The sequence below is a fragment of the Ruegeria sp. CDSA079 genome (assembly GCF_059612245.1).
In genome coordinates, this window is record NZ_JBXWQF010000001.1 from 265,584 (window position 1) to 284,632 (window position 19,049).

Annotated in this window: 24 protein-coding genes; 14 read left to right on the top strand and 10 right to left on the bottom strand. The window is 57.4% G+C overall.

The window, feature by feature from the left end; all coding sequences use genetic code 11:
* The first annotated feature begins 203 nt into the window (after nt 1-203).
* The 3 genes from AC2FJZ_RS01275 (at nt 204) to AC2FJZ_RS01285 (ending at nt 1,515) form a co-directional block, all read left to right on the top strand.
* On the top strand, nt 204-557 hold the full coding sequence (locus tag AC2FJZ_RS01275; protein WP_496775813.1) for a hypothetical protein: 354 nt from the start codon (nt 204-206) through the stop codon (nt 555-557).
* A gap of 80 nt (nt 558-637) precedes the next feature.
* The gene (locus tag AC2FJZ_RS01280; protein WP_496775814.1) at nt 638-958 is read left to right on the top strand and encodes a hypothetical protein; all 321 of its coding nucleotides are present in this window, start codon (nt 638-640) and stop codon (nt 956-958) included.
* 107 nt (nt 959-1,065) lie between these two features.
* Nucleotides 1,066-1,515, top strand: coding sequence for a hypothetical protein (locus tag AC2FJZ_RS01285; protein ID WP_496775815.1), 450 nt, complete (start codon nt 1,066-1,068; stop codon nt 1,513-1,515).
* A gap of 1,157 nt (nt 1,516-2,672) precedes the next feature.
* Here the strand turns inward: AC2FJZ_RS01285 and AC2FJZ_RS01290 are convergent.
* On the bottom strand, nt 2,673-2,810 hold the full coding sequence (locus AC2FJZ_RS01290; RefSeq protein WP_083445217.1) for an entericidin A/B family lipoprotein: 138 nt from the start codon (nt 2,808-2,810) through the stop codon (nt 2,673-2,675).
* A gap of 61 nt (nt 2,811-2,871) precedes the next feature.
* Nucleotides 2,872-3,210, bottom strand: coding sequence for an ArsR/SmtB family transcription factor (locus tag AC2FJZ_RS01295; RefSeq protein WP_496775816.1), 339 nt, complete (start codon nt 3,208-3,210; stop codon nt 2,872-2,874).
* A 366-nt stretch (nt 3,211-3,576) separates the two neighbouring features.
* Here AC2FJZ_RS01295 and AC2FJZ_RS01300 point away from each other — a divergent pair, with 366 nt between their 5' ends.
* The 6 genes from AC2FJZ_RS01300 to AC2FJZ_RS01325 all read left to right on the top strand — a co-directional run bounded on the left by AC2FJZ_RS01300 (nt 3,577) and on the right by AC2FJZ_RS01325 (nt 7,421).
* Nucleotides 3,577-4,209 (top strand): ATP-dependent Clp protease proteolytic subunit, encoded by a 633-nt coding sequence (locus AC2FJZ_RS01300; protein ID WP_496775817.1) that lies wholly within the window; start codon nt 3,577-3,579, stop codon nt 4,207-4,209.
* Between the two features lie 131 nt (nt 4,210-4,340).
* Nucleotides 4,341-5,609 carry an ATP-dependent Clp protease ATP-binding subunit ClpX gene (gene clpX, locus AC2FJZ_RS01305; RefSeq protein WP_050603254.1) on the top strand — a complete coding sequence of 423 codons (1,269 nt, stop codon included), beginning with the start codon at nt 4,341-4,343 and terminating at the stop codon, nt 5,607-5,609.
* Between the two features lie 156 nt (nt 5,610-5,765).
* Complete coding sequence (locus tag AC2FJZ_RS01310) at nt 5,766-6,128, top strand: RidA family protein (RefSeq protein WP_496667451.1); 363 nt, start codon at nt 5,766-5,768, stop codon at nt 6,126-6,128.
* A gap of 80 nt (nt 6,129-6,208) precedes the next feature.
* On the top strand, nt 6,209-6,592 hold the full coding sequence (locus tag AC2FJZ_RS01315; RefSeq protein WP_050603256.1) for an NADH:ubiquinone oxidoreductase subunit NDUFA12: 384 nt from the start codon (nt 6,209-6,211) through the stop codon (nt 6,590-6,592).
* 11 nt (nt 6,593-6,603) lie between these two features.
* Nucleotides 6,604-7,056: an outer membrane lipid asymmetry maintenance protein MlaD gene (mlaD, locus tag AC2FJZ_RS01320; protein ID WP_496667449.1), complete on the top strand. Its 453-nt coding sequence runs from the start codon at nt 6,604-6,606 to the stop codon at nt 7,054-7,056.
* Nucleotides 7,053-7,421: a DUF2155 domain-containing protein gene (locus AC2FJZ_RS01325; RefSeq protein WP_496667448.1), complete on the top strand. Its 369-nt coding sequence runs from the start codon at nt 7,053-7,055 to the stop codon at nt 7,419-7,421. The genes mlaD and AC2FJZ_RS01325 overlap by 4 nt, the downstream gene beginning before the upstream one ends.
* Here AC2FJZ_RS01325 and aat read toward each other — a convergent pair.
* From aat to AC2FJZ_RS01345, 4 genes are all read right to left on the bottom strand, one after another.
* Nucleotides 7,376-8,008 (bottom strand): leucyl/phenylalanyl-tRNA--protein transferase, encoded by a 633-nt coding sequence (gene aat / locus AC2FJZ_RS01330; RefSeq protein WP_496775819.1) that lies wholly within the window; start codon nt 8,006-8,008, stop codon nt 7,376-7,378. The genes AC2FJZ_RS01325 and aat overlap by 46 nt on opposite strands.
* 48 nt (nt 8,009-8,056) lie before the next feature.
* Entirely contained in the window at nt 8,057-9,406 is a 1,350-nt protein-coding gene (gene accC / locus AC2FJZ_RS01335; RefSeq protein ID WP_496775821.1) for an acetyl-CoA carboxylase biotin carboxylase subunit, read from the bottom strand.
* Between the two features lie 9 nt (nt 9,407-9,415).
* Complete coding sequence (gene accB, locus AC2FJZ_RS01340; protein WP_496667445.1) at nt 9,416-9,904, bottom strand: acetyl-CoA carboxylase biotin carboxyl carrier protein; 489 nt, start codon at nt 9,902-9,904, stop codon at nt 9,416-9,418.
* A gap of 152 nt (nt 9,905-10,056) precedes the next feature.
* Complete coding sequence (locus tag AC2FJZ_RS01345; RefSeq protein WP_496667444.1) at nt 10,057-10,593, bottom strand: helix-turn-helix transcriptional regulator; 537 nt, start codon at nt 10,591-10,593, stop codon at nt 10,057-10,059.
* 212 nt (nt 10,594-10,805) lie between these two features.
* Here AC2FJZ_RS01345 and AC2FJZ_RS01350 point away from each other — a divergent pair, with 212 nt between their 5' ends.
* The 5 genes from AC2FJZ_RS01350 to AC2FJZ_RS01370 all read left to right on the top strand — a co-directional run bounded on the left by AC2FJZ_RS01350 (nt 10,806) and on the right by AC2FJZ_RS01370 (nt 16,721).
* Entirely contained in the window at nt 10,806-12,098 is a 1,293-nt protein-coding gene (locus AC2FJZ_RS01350; RefSeq protein WP_496667443.1) for a helix-turn-helix domain-containing protein, read from the top strand.
* A 77-nt stretch (nt 12,099-12,175) separates the two neighbouring features.
* Nucleotides 12,176-12,556, top strand: coding sequence for a response regulator transcription factor (locus AC2FJZ_RS01355; protein ID WP_050603264.1), 381 nt, complete (start codon nt 12,176-12,178; stop codon nt 12,554-12,556).
* Nucleotides 12,556-12,861, top strand: coding sequence for a hypothetical protein (locus tag AC2FJZ_RS01360; RefSeq protein ID WP_496667442.1), 306 nt, complete (start codon nt 12,556-12,558; stop codon nt 12,859-12,861). Before AC2FJZ_RS01355 ends, AC2FJZ_RS01360 begins: the two co-directional genes overlap by 1 nt.
* Nucleotides 12,861-15,539 carry an ATP-binding protein gene (locus tag AC2FJZ_RS01365; RefSeq protein ID WP_496775823.1) on the top strand — a complete coding sequence of 893 codons (2,679 nt, stop codon included), beginning with the start codon at nt 12,861-12,863 and terminating at the stop codon, nt 15,537-15,539. The genes AC2FJZ_RS01360 and AC2FJZ_RS01365 overlap by 1 nt, the downstream gene beginning before the upstream one ends.
* A 78-nt stretch (nt 15,540-15,617) precedes the next feature.
* Nucleotides 15,618-16,721: a FliM/FliN family flagellar motor switch protein gene (locus tag AC2FJZ_RS01370; RefSeq protein ID WP_496775825.1), complete on the top strand. Its 1,104-nt coding sequence runs from the start codon at nt 15,618-15,620 to the stop codon at nt 16,719-16,721.
* Between the two features lie 4 nt (nt 16,722-16,725).
* On the opposite strand, the gene AC2FJZ_RS01375 is transcribed toward AC2FJZ_RS01370, so the two are convergent.
* The 4 genes from AC2FJZ_RS01375 to AC2FJZ_RS01390 are packed head-to-tail and all read right to left on the bottom strand — an operon-like array spanning nt 16,726 to nt 18,916.
* Nucleotides 16,726-17,157, bottom strand: coding sequence for a protein tyrosine phosphatase family protein (locus AC2FJZ_RS01375; RefSeq protein ID WP_050603268.1), 432 nt, complete (start codon nt 17,155-17,157; stop codon nt 16,726-16,728).
* Nucleotides 17,158-17,166: 9 nt separating this feature from the next.
* Entirely contained in the window at nt 17,167-17,598 is a 432-nt protein-coding gene (locus AC2FJZ_RS01380) for a DUF6691 family protein (protein ID WP_050603374.1), read from the bottom strand.
* Nucleotides 17,598-18,026 carry a YeeE/YedE family protein gene (locus tag AC2FJZ_RS01385; protein WP_050603269.1) on the bottom strand — a complete coding sequence of 143 codons (429 nt, stop codon included), beginning with the start codon at nt 18,024-18,026 and terminating at the stop codon, nt 17,598-17,600. Before AC2FJZ_RS01385 ends, AC2FJZ_RS01380 begins: the two co-directional genes overlap by 1 nt.
* 26 nt (nt 18,027-18,052) lie before the next feature.
* Nucleotides 18,053-18,916, bottom strand: a complete 864-nt coding sequence (locus AC2FJZ_RS01390; RefSeq protein ID WP_496775827.1) for an MBL fold metallo-hydrolase — start codon at nt 18,914-18,916, stop codon at nt 18,053-18,055.
* Nucleotides 18,917-19,049: the final 133 nt, after the last annotated feature.

Genomic DNA, 19,049 nt, shown 5'->3' on the forward strand with positions numbered 1-19,049 from the left:
GCACATGGCGGTGGGTGCCGGAAAAACTCACCTCCGGGGCAGTGCTGCCACGCTGGCTCAAAACCTTATCACTGCCATTGAATTTGTAGGGCGGGCTGAAGTCCGCCTTACTATCCGGGCAGGAACGTTCAAATTTCGGAATTCCCGCAAAGAGTGATACACTCCCTTCATTGAAAACAACGAATTGCCAAGGGGGAAGTGCCATGGACGCTCAACTGCGCTCCGAAATCACCAAGGGCCGTTTGGACCATTACTATCACATCATGCGCACGACGATTTTTGCCTATATCGCCATCGCTGCGATCATCGGGTTCGGCCCGGAAGGGATTTCGCTGGTCCTGATCGTTTTGGTGATTGCAACCGCCGCCTACGGCATTCTCGCCGGAAAGACCGCGCTGGAAGACGTCGAAAACCTGCGCAGTGATTTCGATGAAGCTTTTGCCCAGACAAATTTTGCCAAGGGCGTCATGTCACACAACATGAAGGGGCTGATCCTGACGTCGAATGTGTTGCTTGGCCTGATCGGGCTGGCCGAACTCATCGCAATCGTGTTCTGACCGACTGTGACCAACCTCACAGCCCCGACCGCCCCCAGCTGCTACACTTGACCCAACGGCAACCTCGGCAGGAGGCGCAGATGTCCACATCCATGATCCCCCTCATCGCCCTCGGGTCGGCGGGTCTTTATTCCGTTGCCATGATCTCGATGAAATTCTGGTGGAAACTCCCCGGTGTTGGTCTGACCCTTCTGATCGTCGCTACATTGCTGGCCGCCGCAACGCTGGAACTCGCCGCGCTGCGCAACGAACGGTTGGGCATCATCTATATCGGCATTCTGGGGGCCGAGGTGGTGCTGATCGCCATTGCCTCGTATTTCCTGTTCGGCGAGAACTTTTCGTATCGCGAGGGGATCGGCATCGCGCTGGTCATTGTTGGGACAGCTCTGGCCTGGGCCTGAGTTCCAAGTCTAAGCCTCCGCTTAATCAATCATGAAGTTTCCCTTAGGTGAGTTGCAACCCGTGTGCGCCCTCCCAATCTGTTTTGCAGACGAAAAGGAGAGAGCCCATGACCAGATACATGACTGCCGGAGCAGCCGCTTTGGCCACGACCCTCAGCCTTGGAACGGCCGCTCTGGCCGAAACCACGCCCGATCTGCGTGGCACATGGTTGGGGAGCTACACGACCGTCCAGCCCAGCCATTACTACAAGGGCGACGAACCCCGGTTCAATCAGGCCGAATGGATGCTCGACGTCCAGATGCAGGAAGACAATGTCTTTTGGGGGCCCAGCAAGTGGCGTCGTGATGGCGATGCAGAATGGAATGAATACGAGGCCACCGGAACCATCAGCCTCGATGGCTCGGGGTCTATCGGCATCGTTGAAACCTCACCGCTGGTGATCGGGGCCAACGCGCTGATCGATGCCCGGTATGAAGACGGCAAGATCTATGCCGATTTCCGTAGCCTGCGGAACGGAACGACCTATAGCACCGTTCTGGAACGTCAGGTGAACTGAAGCGGTTCCGGCCCGGTCCGGGCGGTAAGGGGTATGGACCGTCGCCCGACTGCTGATGCGGCGGAATGGTAGGTTAGCCGATCGGGTCGGACCGTTTCTCAACATTGGAACCATCGTCTCCTCCAGGGAGGGAGGTGGGCCGGGTGGCACGCTTACCGCCCGCGACAGGATCCAGACCGCCTCGGGTTGGAATGCGGCGTTCCTCGGCCCGGGTCATCTGATCTCGCGGACCTTCAGCGCGGCTTCGCGTGTGGTGACGTATGTGCCATCCGGCCTCGGTTCCATCCGCACGGTTCCGCGGCGCTGGTGTGAAATAGATGCAGCAGATCGGTGAGTCGCACGGGCTTTACGATTCGAAAAATCCAGGTCTGAAGGCCGCATAAACCCAGAGATTCTTGCTCAATTGGCCGTGCGAAGGCGTTTGCACGTGCAGCATTGGTTGAAAAATGAGTGGTTGCCTCGCGTTTGAACAAGCCCCCGATCAACCCTGCGCGATGCCGCGCTTTCTCGGATTATCCACAGAAGTGTCCCGGCGGATATCAACACTTTATCCCCGTCAATTTTTCATGCTGCAGTGCTATTTTCTTGTCGGACGCGGGCCGGAGTGTAACAGTTCTGTCACTGCCTAGGGTCTTCGGAACCGAAGGTGGGACGCAAAGGTCCAGAGGTTTGGAGGGATCGAGGGGGTCTTGGTATTTTCTCAGAACTTCAAAGACTTACCGTTGGGATCAGCCGAAATCGAGCGTAATGTTCGGTCAGGGTGATCGTCCTCTTAGAAAGCCGATGCGTGCTGCAATAACCTTTCGGGGTTAAAGCGGCGGCTGCAGCCCCTGAGGGGGTCGTAGCACAAGGATCGGGGTGCCCCTTGGGGTGCATCGACCCGGTAAGGCGTCAGGCGTATCCGCAAGGATACACGCAAAGACCGCGTCTGAGCACCTGACGCCTTTTCCATTGCCGGCTCACGGTTTCATACAGGCTACCACTCACCCCTGCTGAACGGGATCGGGGCTCTTTTGCGCGTGCAAAAGGGCCCCGAATTGGTGATTGACAGGGAAGCTCCGGGACCGCTTGGTCGGAGGTCGCTGAACGATTGCGCAGACGCAACCGCCAGACATTTGATTTGCTTGGATGCCTGTGGTGCACGCAAAGAGCAGTGCTTACAGGTTTTCCTGCACGTCTGTTGCAGCGCCCTGAATGGCGTCTCCGGCCTTTTCAATGTCTTTGCCTGCGCCTTTTGCGGTCTCACAGGCGGAGATGGCAAACAGGCTCAGGCCAATCAAAATTACACGGATCATGTTCGTCTCCTTGGTGCTCGATGATGTCTCGGTAACACCTTTCTGCTTGCGAAACCAGTACTTAGGAGGCGTCAGTGCAGAACAGCTCGTAGACAACTTCAAGCATCCGCTGCGGGCGGTCATCGGCCAAACGATAATAGATGGCCTTCCCTTCACGACGTGGAACAACCAGCCCTTCTAACCTGAGGCGCGACAACTGCTGTGATACTGCGGCTTGCCGGGCGGACAACAGCTGTTCCAGTTCAGTTACAGATTTTTCACCTGACACCAGGTGACACAAGATCATAAGGCGACCTTCATGGCTGATTGCCTTGAGAAAATTGGACGCGCGCGTCGCATTCTCGACCATGCGGTCCATATCTGCTGGGGATATGTCCTGAGACAGCTGGGGAAGTGCCATCGATAATATTCCTTGCGAACCCGTTCAGCGGGCGTGTTTTTGTTCTGTCACGCGTGAGTGGCGCATCCCATTCCTTACATGTTTTGGTCATTTTGTTCCATATGTATAAATCAAAATACTGTGATGAGTGTAAGGGAATCCAAGTGGGCTTTTCCCCTGTTCACCAAAACACTCGGAACCGAATGGCCGATTGACCCTCGCTCGTAAACCCAAGGATCAGGGCAATTGTATCCGGGGCTGACGCAGCCCACAATCCTGCGGCGTTCTCACTTGCACCCCCTTGCAGCCCCCCCGAGCCGACACTAAGACTCGGGTAATACTTGTTGGGATAGTGTCCCGATCCGAAGCAAAGCAGGCAGGTTCCTAATGTTCGATCCAGTAGATACATATATGAATACGCTTGTCCCAATGGTCGTCGAGCAGACCAGCCGGGGCGAACGCGCTTACGATATTTTTTCGCGTCTGCTGAAAGAGCGGATCATCTTCATCAACGGCCCGATTCACGATGGCATGAGTCATCTGGTGGTCGCGCAGCTGTTGCACCTTGAGGCTGAGAACCCGAACAAGGAAATCTCAATTTACATCAACTCGCCCGGTGGTGTGGTGACGAGCGGTTTGTCGATTTACGACACAATGCAGTACATCAAGCCGAAATGTTCCACATTGGTGATCGGTCAAGCGGCCTCGATGGGGTCGGTTTTGCTGGCCGGTGGCGCGAACGGAATGCGGTTTTCGCTGCCCAACAGCCGGATCATGGTCCACCAGCCCAGCGGCGGGTATCAGGGCCAGGCCAGTGACATCATGATTCACGCAGCCGAGACGCAAAAGCTGAAGGATCGCCTGTATGACATTTACGTGCGTCATACCGGACAGACCAAAAAGGCGGTTGAAAAGGCGCTGGACCGTGACAATTTCATGAGCCCGGAAGAGGCGAAAGATTGGGGTCACATCGACGAAATCGTCGAAAACCGCGCAAAAATGGATGCGGAAGAAGCCTGAGTCCAACACTCCGCGCCACCGGCGCGGGGGTCATTTTGAGATTGTAGCCGCCAGAGCGCTGGCCTAAGCTGCACAAACAGGCGTAAGCGCATCCTTTCCGGGGTGCAGAGACGAAGCCCGAAAGGTAGATCATGGCGACGAATTCAGGCGGCGACGGGAAAAACACGCTCTACTGCAGTTTCTGCGGGAAAAGCCAGCACGAGGTGCGAAAACTGATCGCAGGCCCGACCGTGTTCATCTGTGATGAATGTGTCGAACTGTGCATGGACATCATCCGCGAAGAGACCAAAGCAAGTGGGCTGAAGTCGTCTGACGGTGTTCCGACGCCCAAGGATATTTGCGAGGTTCTGGACGATTACGTGATTGGCCAGGCCACAGCCAAGCGGGTTCTGTCGGTGGCGGTTCACAACCACTACAAACGCCTGAACCATGCTCAGAAAGCCGGCAGCGACATTGAACTGGCGAAGTCGAACATACTGCTGATCGGTCCGACCGGTTGCGGTAAGACTTTGTTGGCCCAGACTTTGGCCCGCATTTTGGACGTGCCATTCACCATGGCCGACGCAACCACGCTGACCGAAGCCGGCTATGTGGGCGAAGATGTCGAGAACATCATCCTCAAGCTGCTTCAAGCCAGTGAGTATAACGTCGAACGCGCGCAGCGCGGCATCGTCTATATCGATGAAGTCGACAAGATCACCCGTAAGTCCGAGAACCCGTCGATCACGCGCGACGTGTCGGGCGAGGGCGTGCAGCAAGCCTTGCTGAAACTGATGGAAGGCACAGTGGCCAGCGTTCCGCCGCAGGGCGGGCGCAAGCATCCACAGCAGGAATTCCTGCAAGTGGATACAACCAATATCCTGTTCATCTGCGGCGGCGCCTTTGCCGGTCTGGATAAGATCATCGCGCAGCGTGGCAAAGGCTCGGCCATGGGTTTTGGCGCCGATGTACGCGAAAATGACGATCGTGGCGTTGGCGAGATTTTCAAGGATCTGGAACCAGAAGATCTGCTGAAATTCGGTCTGATTCCAGAGTTCGTGGGACGTTTGCCGGTTCTGGCAACGCTGGAGGATTTGGACGAAGATGCTCTGGTCACCATTCTGACAAAGCCCAAGAACGCCTTGGTCAAGCAGTATCAGCGCCTGTTCGAGTTGGAAGATGTCGAACTGGACTTCACGGATGATGCGTTGAAAGCGATTTCCAAGAAGGCGATTGAGCGTAAAACCGGCGCACGGGGCCTGCGGTCGATCTTGGAAGACATTCTGCTGGATACCATGTTCGAACTGCCGGGCATGAAGAATATCAGCGAAGTTGTGGTGAACGAAGAGGCGGTAATATCCGAGTCGCAGCCTCTGTTCATCTATGCGGACGCGGCCCCGGAATCAGCATCGGCTGGATAAGAAGTCCGGCTGTGTTTGCTGCTTGAGACAAGATGGTAGGGGGCGCTGCCCCCACCGTATTTCGAGCAATTCCCCCGGTTTCTTTGAACAGATGAACGCAGGGACCTTTTTTCGGTACGGCGGTCTGCGGATTTCGAGCAACAAAGTGGAAGCAGCATGACGATTCAGCGCATCTCATCCGGTGGTGAATTCGAAGCGAAAGTGGGTTACTGCCGCGCAGTATCCGCTGGTGGTTGGGTTCATGTGGCTGGCACAGTTGGGCAGGGCGAAGATATTGTCGCGCAATGCCGTTCCGCGTTGAGCAACATTGAAGCCGCTCTGCAAAAGGCCGGAGCAGGTTTTCAAAATGTTGTGCGCGTGACGTATATGCTGCCGGATCGCACGGAATTTGAGCCTTGCTGGCCGATCCTGGCCGAGACCTTCGGCGCAAATCCTCCGGCTGCGACGATGATTGAATGTGGCCTGATCGATCCGAAATACAGGATCGAGATTGAAGTGACCGCGTTTCTGCCGGAGTGACGCAGGTATCCCCTGTGGCACTGGACCTTGGCGAGCCTTTGGTCCATACCTTTTCTCGACCGAAATGCCGGAGGCACCCGATGGGAATCCTGAACAGTCTTTTGCGAGCCGTGACCTGGTGGAACGGGTCAACTTTGAACACGCAGATCTACACGTCGCGTAAAGGCGTCAAAGTGGGCGAAGACAATGAAGGCAATGTGTTTTATCGCACGGCGGATGACAGCAGGCGCTGGGTGATCTTCAACGGCGAGGCCGAAGCCAGCCGAGTTGATCCGGAATGGCACGGCTGGTTGCACCGCACTTGGGATGAGCCTCCGACAGACAAGCCTTTGCCGCATAAATCCTGGGAAAAGCCACATCAGGAGAACCTGACCGGAACCGCACTGGCTTATTCGCCAGCAGGATCGTTGCGTCGGGCCGAACCGGTCGAGCGCAAGGATTATGAGGCCTGGAGCCCGGAATAAGCGAGGCGAAGATGTCGAGCCATAATTGGACCGAAATTGTTGTCGGTGGCGTCGTGTTGGCCGGTGCGTTGGCATTTGGCGTTTACGCCAGCCAATCGACGGGTCTGTCACAGGGGGCGGCCGGATATGAACTTGGCGCGTCCTTCAGGTCGCTGGAAGGGGTCGGTGTCGGGACGGATGTCCGGCTTGCGGGCGTCAAGATTGGAACCGTTACAGGCGTTACGTTGAACCCTGATACTTATCGTGCAGACACGACCTTCACCATTGCCGACGGCATTCTCGTGCCGGATGACAGTGCCATCGTGATCTCATCCGAGGGGTTGCTGGGGGGCAACTTTGTCGAGGTCATGCCGGGCGGGTCGCCGTTCTTTTTCGAGCCCGGAGGCGAAATCGAAGATACACAAGGTGCGGTCAGCCTGATCTCACTTTTGGTCAAGTTTGTGGCCGGAGATGGCAGCGAATGATACGTGCTGCTTTGATTGCCCTGCTGTTGGCAACGACAGGCGCTGCCGCGCAACAAAAGGTTCAATCTGGCCCGGGGGCCATGCTGCGCGGGCTGGACAAGGTCAATGGGCAGACCGTCGATGTTGAAATGCAAAACGGTCAGACCGAATCTATTTTTGGCTTGGATGTTGCGTTGGGAGATTGCCGTTTTCCGGTGGACAACCCGACGGGTGACGCATTTGCTTACCTGACCATCTGGGAAACCGGGAAGGCTGATCAACTGTTCGACGGCTGGATGATTGCGACGTCCCCGGCATTGAACGCACTGGATCATGCACGCTACGACGTTTGGGTGATCCGCTGTATTACCCCCGCAGCAGACTGACGGATCGGCGCCGTGAATTCGGCGCTGCGGTTCAGAGCCTCTTCCAGTTCCTTTTTGTAAGCACTGCGCGGGATTTCGATGGCGCCCAGAGACGCCAGATGCGCGGTCAGAAACTGCGTGTCAAACAGATGAAACCCGGTCTGTCGCAAGCGGTCCACAAGATAGGCAAGGGCGATTTTCGACGCATCGGTTTGGCGTGAAAACATGCTTTCTCCGAAAAATGCTGCCCCCAAGGTCACGCCATAGACACCGCCTACAAGTGCAGTGCCGTCCCAGACTTCAAGAGAATGGGCATACCCTGTCTGGTGCAATTGGCGATAGAGGCCGTGCAGTTCGGCGTTGATCCAGGTGTCGGACCGGTCGGCGCAGCCATCCACGACCCCAGAAAAGTCCTGATTGATCGTGATTTCCAACCCGCTATTGCGGATGCGGCGAGAAAGGCTGCGGGAAATGTGGAACCCATCCAATGGGAAAACGCCGCGCAACTTTGGATCGACCCAGAACAGCTCGGGATCATCGCGATGTTCGGCCATCGGAAAAACGCCGATGGAGTACCCGTGCAGCAGAAGTTCGGCGGATAAGCTCATTTTGGGTAAGCGGGAACCGGAAGGCGAGTGCCCTCCGGTCCTTGGCGGTTACTGTTCCATGTTCTCCGCAAGCCAGCGCTCCAGCCAATGGATGTTGTAGTTGCCGCTTTGCAGGTCGGGTTCCTGCAGCAGGGCGTGGAACAGAGGGACTGTGGTGTCGATGCCGTCTACGATCAACTCTCCCAACGCGCGCTCCAGACGCGCCAGCGCTTCGGTCCGGTCGCGGCCCTGAACGATCAGCTTGGCGATCAGCGAGTCGTAGTAAGGTGGGATGGAATAACCATCATAAAGCGCCGAATCCATCCGTACGCCCAGACCGCCCGGCGCGTGATACGCGGTGATCTTACCGGGGCAGGGTGAGAAGTTCGGCAGTTTTTCTGCGTTGATCCGAACCTCAATGGCGTGGCCGTTGATTTCCAAGTCGTCCTGCCCGAATGACATGTCCTCGCCTGCGGCGACGCGGATTTGCTCGCGCACGAGATCGACGCCAAAGATGCCTTCGGTCACAGGGTGTTCCACCTGAAGACGGGTGTTCATTTCGATGAAGTAGAAATCACCATTCTCATAGAGGAATTCGATGGTACCCGCGCCGATATAGTCGATCTTGGCCACGGCGTCGGCGCAGATCTTCCCGATTTTAGCACGTTCTTCGGGGGAGATGCTGGGGCCGGGGGCTTCCTCGAACACCTTCTGATGGCGGCGCTGCAACGAGCAGTCACGTTCGCCAAGATGCACAGCTTTGCCCTTGCCATCGCCAAAGACCTGAATCTCGATATGGCGCGGCGTGGTCAGGTATTTTTCGATATAAACTTCGTCATTGCCAAAGGCAGCTTTGCCCTCGGCCCGCGCAGTCATGAAGGCGCTTTCCATCTCATCAGCGGTCTGCGCGACTTTCATGCCGCGACCACCGCCACCGGCTGTGGCCTTGATGATCACAGGATAGCCGAACTCCTCACCGATCTTTTTGGCGGTTGCCAGATCAGGTACGCCTCCGTCGGAACCGGGAACGCAAGGCACGCCCAAGGCTTTCATCGTATCCTTGGCAGTGATCTTGTCGCCCATGACGCGGATATGCTCCGCAGTGGGACCGATAAAGGTAAGGCCGTGGTCTTCGACGATCTGCACGAATTCGGCATTCTCGGAAAGGAAGCCATAGCCGGGATGGATCGCCTGCGCGCCGGTGATTTCACAGGCCGAGATAATCGCTGGTACGGACAGATAGCTTTGCGGCGAGGGCGGGGGGCCGATGCACACCGATTCGTCCGCCATGCGCACATGCATCGCGTCGCTGTCGGCGGTGGAATGGACGGCGACCGTCTTAATCCCCATCTCGCGCGCGGCGCGGATGACGCGCAGGGCGATCTCGCCTCGGTTGGCAATCAGAATCTTGTCGAACATGGGCCCGCCTTACTCGATGATGACCAGAGGGGTGCCGAATTCCACAGCGTCGCCATCGCCAACCAGAATCCGCTTGATCGTACCCGATTTAGGCGCATGGATGTGGTTCATAGTCTTCATCGCTTCGACGATCAGCAATGTGTCGCCTTCGGATACCGTGGCACCAACGCTGATGAACGAAGGTGCGCCAGGCTCTGGCTGCATGTACACCGTGCCGACCATGGGCGATGTCACAGCGCCAGGATGGCTTGCCGGATCTTCCTGTGCAGCGGGCGCCTCGACCGCAGCAGGAGCAGCAGCCGGGGCCGGTGCCGCAACAGGCGCTGCGACCTGAACCGGAGCGGCGACGGTCTGTGTCATGCGGCTGACCCGCACATTCAGGCTGTCCTCCTCGCCGTATTCACGCTTGACCTGCAGTTCGGTCAGATCGTTTTCGCGCAGCAACTCTGCCAGAGCTTTGATGAATGCAACATCCGCTTCGTGTTTGGTATCTGTCATGAGTGTCCTCGACGGTTCCCCTTTGGCCCGTTTGTTTTTTCGCGGGCTCTGATCAAATTACGCAGGGTTATAGGCCAAGCAGCCCTGCATGAAAAGCGCCGACTCGCACCATCACAAACAGGTTTGCAGCTTAAATTATGGGGTGGGTCGGGTCACAGAGGCATTCCCGACAGCTTCGCAACCAACTCAGACAACTTCCGCGCGCCGAACTTTTCAAGCAAGCGGGCACGATAGGCTTCGATCGTGCGAAAACTCAGCCCCAGTTCAGCGCCGATTTCCTTGGCCGACAAGCCGCGACAGGACAGGATGGCGACTTCGCGTTCACGTACCGTCAACTCAACTAAAGGCCGTTCTTCCGAGATGTCGGAAAAGCTCCAGATGCCGTGCCGGAACGGATCGTCGGGGGTGAGTGAGCGGCCACGAGCACGGCACCAGAACAGATCGCCATCACGCCGCCGCATGACGCGTTCATCGGTGTAATATCCGGTGTCGCGCATCACCTGCAGGCTGCGCTCTCCGATCCGTTCCCAATCAGCTACCGAGGGATAGAGGTGCAGCAGTGGCATGTTGCGATAGTCCGCTTCTTCTCCGCCGAACGTGCGCGCGAATTGCAGATTACAGCGCCGGATAATCCGATTTTCCAGCTCTACAAGGCCGATAGGCGCATATTCAAAGGCAGGGTCGCTCATTCACGTATCGTGCCGGGAAACCGCGCAGAAGAGAAGGGGTGAAGCAATATCTTGCACGATGATGACGTACTGCGCTGTCGAAGAGTGCATTTTGATCATGTAAAGGATGTAAATTGAACCTGAAAATTTTGGACTAAGTAGAAGAAATATATAGTATGTTTCGAAAATAATGCCTGGATGATCGGCTGGACGTTGGTCAGGAGGATACAAACATGCGTGACACTTTGACTGGAAGCCGTATACGCGAGCGGCGGCAGATTGCAGGGCTCAGGCAAGCGGAATTGGCCCGTTTGGCAGGGATTTCAGCCTCTTATCTCAACCTGATCGAACACAATCGCCGTCGGATTGGGGGCAAGTTGTTGGTGGATATCGCCACAGCGCTATCGGTGGAACCTTCTGTGCTGACGCAGGGGATCGAGGCCACCTTGGTTTCAGCGCTGCGCGAAGCGGCGGAGGATGCGGTTGGCCAACAGGCCGAGTTGGATGGTCTGGAAGAATTCGCCGGACGCTTTCCCGGTTGGGCGGGGGTGCTGGCACAGATGCATCGCCGTGTCGTCTCGTTGGAGCGCAATGTCGAAATACTGTCGGACCGGCTGACCCATGACCCCCAGCTTGCGGACTCGATGCACGAGGTTCTGTCAACCGCAGCCGCGATTCGGTCTACGGCTGCGATTCTTGCTGACACCGAAGATATCGAAGCGGAATGGCGCGAACGGTTTCATAAAAACCTGCATCAGGATGCCGAACGGTTGGCAGACAGTTCCAAGGCGTTGGTGACGTTTCTGGACGAAAGCGATACCGCGGTCGACCCGCGCGGTGTGCCGTTGGAAGAGGTTGAAGCGTTCTTCCAGACCCGTGATTTCATTTTCCCAGAGTTAGAGGACGGGGGTGAGGTCGATTCAGTTGATCTGGGCAACCTCAACACTGCTGCGGCCCGGGCTGTTGCGCGTGATATGCTAGAAACACTCCGCGCTGATGCCCAAGCCATGCCACTGGATGCAGTTGCTTCATTTGTTCAAGGCGAAGGCCCGGACCCGATTGACCTGGCACGTCACTTTTCTGTCGATATGGCGACAGCCCTCCGGCGCATGGCACTCTTGCCCGAAAGTATCGTTTCTGAACCGGTTGGCATGGTGTTGTGCGATGCGTCCGGCAGCATCTTGTTCCTTAAGCCGGTTTCGGGATTTGCCATGCCAAGACATGGCGAGGCTTGCCCCCTTTGGCCAGTATTTACCGCTCTGAACCGCCCATTGGTTCCGGTGCGCAAGCACGTTGTACAAACTGGGCGGGCCTCGGCCACGTTCGAGTGTTTCGCCTATGCCTGGCCGCATACGGTAGCAGGATATGATCAGGATCCGGCCTATCGATCCGTCATGTTGGTGCGCCCCGTGCAGGAAACAACCGGCGACGCAGCAGTCACAAAGGTCGGGCCGAACTGCCGGGTCTGTCCCAGCAATACCTGCACCGCACGCCGCGAGCCGTCGATTTTGAGCGAAGGTTTTTGACACTTTCCTGACAGAACGCTTAATCTGGCTGTGACCGGCCTTGGGATGGGCGACCGGTCTTGGGAGGAATTGAAAATATGAGCCGTAAGGTTCTGCTGATCGAGGACGAGCCGAACATTGCCGAGGCAATCCGGTTCCTGTTGACCCGCGAGGGTTGGCAGGTCGAGATTCATGGCGATGGCACCGATGCGCTTCAGGTTATACAGGGGGCTCAGCCCGATCTGGTTATTCTGGACGTCATGCTGCCGGGCAAAAGCGGCATGGATATTCTGCGCGATCTCAGAGAGATGGAAGAGCTTGCAAGCCTTCCGGTCTTGATGCTGACAGCGCGCGGGCAGTCGCGCGACCGGGAAATGGCGGAAAATGCAGGCGTCAGCCGCTTTATGACCAAACCGTTTTCCAACGCCGAAGTGTTGACGGCTGTGCGTGATCTTCACGCTCAGGCGACCCAAATGTAATGTCAGACGAGAGCGAAAAAGGTCAGCCGCCGAGTGTGAGACCCTCGCTTTTTCTGGAACGGCAAAGCTATCGCCGTCGCAGGCTGACCGATGCGGCCCGGCTTTTGCCGTTTCTTGGGGCGCTCTTGTTCGCGCTGCCGCTTCTTTGGCCGGATAGGTCCAGCGGTGATGCGGCCGTGCCTTTGTCCTCAGCAATATTTTACATCTTCGTCTGCTGGGGTGCGCTGATCGTGATTGGCCTGATCTTCGGCTTTGTTGCGCGCCGCGTGCGCACGCCCGAGGACCCTGATACAGGGGCCGAGTAATGGCCACTATAAACGTTCTGATTCTGGTTTGTCTGGGCTACGTCGTCTTTCTGTTTGCCGTTGCGTTCGCTGCGGATCGCATGGCTGCGGCGGGGCGTGGGAAATGGCTGCGCTCGCCGCTGATCTACACATTGTCGTTGTCGATTTATTGCACCGCTTGGACCTTCTACGGCGCCGTGGGCAACGCTGCGCGGTCAGGGTTGGAGTTTGTCACGATCTACCTTGGCCCTACACTGGTCATGGTCAGCTGGTGGTGGGGGCTGCGCAAATTGGTGCGTGTGGGACGCAGTCAAAGAGTGACCTCTATCGCGGACCTGCTGTCGTCTCGCTATGGCAAATCAAACACGCTGGCGGTCTGCGTTACCATTCTGGCAGTGTTGGGCGGCACGCCTTACATTGCGCTACAGCTACAATCGATTACGCTGTCTTTCTCGATCTTCGCCGAAGCCGATCCATCGGGCCTGTATCGCGAAGGGTCCAGCGTGTTCTGGGTTGCGGCTGGCTTGGCCGTGTTCGCCATCCTCTTCGGAACGCGAAATCTGGACGTGAATGAACGCCACCACGGGGTGGTCACGGCCATCGCGGTAGAAGCCGTCGTCAAATTGTTTGCGTTAATCGCGGTCGGCGTTTTTGTCGTATGGGGCATCGCTGGTGGTATCGCGCCCATGATGGAGCGGATCGACGCGTCGGAGATCGGGCAGTGGCATGTTGATGCCGGGCGGTGGACGACCTTCATTTTCCTGTCGGCGGCGGCCTTTATCTGTCTGCCGCGTATGTTTCAGGTGATGGTGGTCGAGAATGATGATGAAAGCCACCTGAGAACCGCTGCCTGGGCTTTTCCTCTCTATCTGCTTTTGATGAGCTTGTTTGTCGTTCCCATCGCAGTTGTGGGGTTGGACCTTTTACCCGAAGGGGCCAATCCCGACCTTTTCGTTCTGACAGTACCCCTGTCGCAGGGCAACGACTGGCTGGCAATGCTGTCTTTCATCGGTGGATTTTCGTCTGCAACCTCAATGGTCATCGTAACAGCCATGGCATTGTCCACGATGGTATCGAACCATGTCGTCATGCCCATTTGGTTGAACACGCAAGAGGGCACGGGCTCGGTCTCGGGCGATGTGCGCAATATCGTTTTGATGGCGCGTCGCGTGTCCATCGCCGTTGTGATGGCGTTGGGCTATTTCTACTACCGCCTGTCTGGCGGAGGTGCGGCGCTGGCGTCGATCGGGTTGGTCGCTTTTGCTGGGATTTCCCAAATTCTGCCCGCTTTGGTCGGCGGTCTGTTTTGGCGCGGGGCCACGCGAACCGGGGCTCTGGTGGGGCTGACGGTTGGCTTTGTGCTGTGGATTTACACTCTCTTGTTGCCCGGCATGAGTGGTGCGTCGATGCCAGAATCCGTGCTGCAGGACGGGTTGTTCGGCTTAGGCTGGCTGCGCCCGCAGGCTCTGTTCGGGATCGAAGGAATCGATCCGATCGTCCATTCCGTGATGTGGTCGCTGTTGCTGAACACAATCGCGTTTTGCGTGGCCTCATTGTTAAGCTTTCCCAGCCCGTTGGAGCGGTTACAGGGCGCGCAGTTTGTCAATGTCTTCGATCATTCGGTCGCGCCACGTGGCTGGTCCGGCTCGGTCGCGCAAAGCGAAGATCTGATGATCATGACCCAACGTATTCTGGGCACCGGTCCCGCGCAGGAGTTCTTTCAGGCCGAGGCCGAGAAACAGGGAGGGCGTTCGCACCTGCCCGAGCCGACACCGGCATTCCTTGGCCGTCTGGAGCGCGAGTTGAGCGGGTCGGTTGGAACGGCCACAGCTCATGCGATGATCGGACAGATCGTAGGCGGCTCGTCGGTATCGGTTGAAGACCTGTTGGCAGTTGCCGATGAATCGGCTCAGCTGCTGGAGTATTCCAGCCAGCTTGAGGTGAAGTCGTCAGAACTCAGCCGGACGGCACGGCAACTGCGTGAAGCAAATGCCAAACTTACGCAGGTGTCGGCGCAAAAAGACAGCTTCCTAAGTCAGGTCAGTCACGAATTGCGCACGCCCATGACTTCGATCCGGGCGTTTTCCGAGATCATGCGCGACGCCGAGGGGTTGAGCGGGGACGAACAGACCAGATACGCCACGATCATCCATGACGAAGCGTTGCGCCTGACCCGTCTGCTGGACGATCTGTTGGACTTGAGCGTTCTGGAGAATGGTCAGGTCAACCTCAACATCAGCGATGATAGCTTGCGTTCGCTTCTGGATCGCGCAGTGTCCAGCGCACTGGCCGGGGCAGGTAGCAAGATCAGCGTGCGACGCGCACGTGCAGCAGAGCGGATTGTCTTGCACACGGACCTGGACAGGTTGGGGCAGGTATTCATCAACCTGATCTCTAACGCGCAAAAATACTGTGACGCGGAAGAGCCCGTCCTGACCATTTCTGCATATGACGTCGGCGGGCGCATTATCATTGATTTCATCGATAATGGTAGCGGCATTCCACCCGGTGCGCGCTCGATGGTGTTTGAGAAATTCGCGCGCGTTGGCGGCGACAAAGCCGGAGGGGCGGGACTGGGTCTGGCCATTTGCCGCGAGATCATGCAGCGGCTGGGGGGTGAGATCAGCTATTTGCCGGGGCAGGGCGGGGCAGCATTTCGAGTCAGTCTGCCATTGGCCCATCGACAGGCTGCGCAGTGACGCAGTCATAAAGAACTTCGTAACGTCCGGCGGTGTACACCTGTTGCCAATTGCTGGAACAATTGGTGATCAGGCGACATGTCAGAAACCGTCAATGCCGCTTTGGCGCGGAAACTGTCCGTTGGGAAGAAGGATTTGGGCGACCGACCGCGCTCGGGTTTGCGGGCGTTGCGTTTGGGGTTCGCGCGGGCTGCGGGGGATCGCCTGAACTTGCCGCTTGCGGTGATCGGGGCTAAACAATCCAGCCGATCGGCGGAAGATCTTGGCGAAACGATTGGTCAGGACTGGCTGTTGTTGGTTTTTGAAGCGGTTGAAGGGCGCTCGGCGGTGTGTCTGGACCCGCATGTGGTGTCCGCCATCGTCCAGACCCAAACGATTGGCGAAGTGATGCCTGTCGACCCGGCCCCACGGGTCTTTACCGATACGGATGCCGCTATGGCGGCACCCCTGATCGAAGCGGCGCTGACCCGATCTGCCGACCTGATCGATACGGCCGACGAACTGGTTTGTCTGGCCGGGCATGAATATTCGACACGCGCGGCAAACCTGCGCGAGTTGTCTCTGGCCATGACCCATGAGGTGTACCGCAGCTATGATCTGACCGTCGATCTGGCAAATGGGGTGCGGCAGGGGCACATATCGGTCTTTTTGCCCGAAACATCCGCTGCGCTGGAGGTGGCTGAGCAGGATCCGGAACATTCCGACCCACGGATTGAGCAATCCTCGGGCGTGGTGCGGGCTGACTTGAATGCAGCCTTGTGCCGGATGACCCTGCCTTTGTCCGCGCTGTCCGCGATGCGGATTGATGATGTTCTGCCTTTGCCTGGGGCGCGTCTGGATCGAACGGTGGTTCTGACAATTGACCGCACGCGGGCAGGAGTCGGTCGCCTGGGCCAATGCGGCGGTTTACGAGCCGTGCGTCTGAATGAACATGCTGCCCTACCTGCGCTCAGCGGTGCCGAGGCACAGGAATTCATTGAAAGCCGAGGAAGGCTTCGCCCGCAGGACAATGTGCAAGAGCCAATCACCAACAACGTGGACATTTTGCCACCTGCGTCGATACCAGAAGGCACAGAGATCGTGCCGGATAATCCGTTGATTGAAGATTCAGAACGGATGGTTGCCGAAATCTCTCACCTTGCCGGGCTGAACACACAAGAACCGGGAAGCGGGGAAGGCTAGGGGCCTAGCCGGAGGTGCCGCGGAGTTGCTCCAGAGCCGGGCGCAGACCTTCCAACTGGTATCCGGCATCGGTCGTCGCGCTCAGGATGTCATCCGGACTCATGTGGTCGCATTGACCCAAGGCCCAGACGACCGAACACCGTGTACCCGATGCGCAATAGGCCAGCACAGGACCGCTGCAGCTTTCCGCCATATCGCGTTGCCGCTTCACATTCTCGGGCGACATGGTCTGATGGGTCAGTTCCAGCACTTCATACTCCATACCAGCAGCACGCACGGCATCTCCGATTGCGTCGGACTGCATGATGGAAGGTACTTCAACATTGGGCCGGTTGCAGATCACCTTGACGAAACCGGCAGCGGCTATCGCCGGCACATCCTCAACTGTGATTTGCGGCGATACGGCATAGCGGGGGGTGATCGGTCGAATCTCCATGCCATTTCCTTAGGCTGCGTTTGCAGCTCTGTCCAGTTGCGCGCCCAGCATTGGGGCCGCGAACATGCCTGCGATCATCGCGGCCAGAAAAACCAGACCGCCGAGCCCGCCATAACTCAGCGAGGCCATGGCCGGTCCGGGACACAGTCCGACCAGACCCCAGCCCATCCCGAACAGAACCGATCCTACAACCAACCTGCGATCCACTTCGGATTGGGCAGGGGGTGGAAAATCGTCCCCGATCAAAGCCTTGCGCCCGATTGTCAATCGCCATGCGATCAGCATCGGCAGGATGGCTCCGCCCATCACAAAGGCCAGGGTCGGGTCCCATTGGCCAAACACATCCAGCCAACCTTGAACCTTTGTCGTGTCGGTCATGCCCGAGATGAGCAATCCGGCCCCGAACAGTGATCCGGCAATCAGTGCAACAAAAAGGCGCATCAGATCAGCCCCCAAATATGGCGCAGCAGAACGAGGGTCACGCCTCCGGCAAGGATGTAAAAGACAGTGGCCACGATTCCGCGCAGAGAAAACCGTGAAATGCCGCACACTCCGTGACCAGATGTGCAGCCATTGGCGATACGCGTGCCGACGCCAACCAGCAAACCAGCTATGACAACAAGGCCCAGGTTGTTGGTAAGATGCGTTTGGACCTCGGGCGCGATTAGCGGGCGCAGCAGAATTGGCATACCGATCAGGCCGGCAACAAAGGCCAACTTCTCGGCCATCGTATCTCGGGCGCTACCGTCAACAAGGCCGCCCAGAATGCCGCTGGCGCCCATGATCCGGCCATTGCCAAGCAGGTAAACCGCTCCGCCCAGCCCAATCAGTAGACCGCCGCACAGGCCCCAGACCCAATCTATATTCATAAGGTTTTTCCCTTTGCTAACACGCGTCAGAGTTTGTTGACCGGCAGTTTCAGAAAGACATCACCTTCCTCATCTGCCGGGGGCATCTGTCCTGCGCGCATATTGACCTGCAAAGAGGGCAAGATCAGGCGTGGCATTGCCAAGGTCGCATCACGTGCGTCGCGCATTTCCACAAACTCTTCGATGCTGCGCCCCTGTCCAATATGGACGTTCAGCGCCTTTTGCTCGCCTACCGTCGTTTCCCACGCGTATTCTTCGCGGCCAGGGGCCTTGTAGTCGTGGCCTACATAGATGCGTGTCTCATCTGGCAGCGTCAGAATTTTCTGGATCGATTCATACAGGGTCGCCGAAGAACCACCGGGAAAGTCACACCGCGCTGTACCAAAATCGGGCATGAACAGCGTGTCGCCCACAAAGGCCGCGTCACCAATGACATAGGTCAGGCAGGCTGGGGTGTGCCCCGGGGTGTGCAGCACGTCTCCGCGCATTTGGCCGATGTGAAAGCTGTCGCCTTCCGAGAACAATGCGTCGAACTGGCTGCCATCCCTCTGGAATTCGGTTCCTTCGTTGAAAACCTTGCCAAACGTGTCCTGTACAGCGACGATCTGAGCGCCGATCCCGATTTTGCCGCCCAGTTCCTGTTGCACATAGGGGGCAGCAGACAGGTGATCGGCATGAACATGGCTTTCCAGAATCCACTCAACCTTGAGTTCGCGACTGCGCACAAAGTCGATGATCTGATCCGCTGACGTTGTTGCCGTCCGCCCTGAGGCATGATCGAAATCCAAAACGCTGTCGATGATGGCGCAGGCGCGTCCTTGTGGTTCGTGAACAACGTAGGACACAGTAAAGGTCTGATCGTCGAAAAACGCTTTCACTTCGGGCGTCATGAGGTCCTCCGTTGCGGTTGCCAGTATCATATATGTTAATTGGAATGTGACGCAACCGCCAATCTGAATTTGATGCGCATCAAGGCAGATTCGATTAAAATGGATTAAACCTTAGCCCATCTGCGCCGAATTG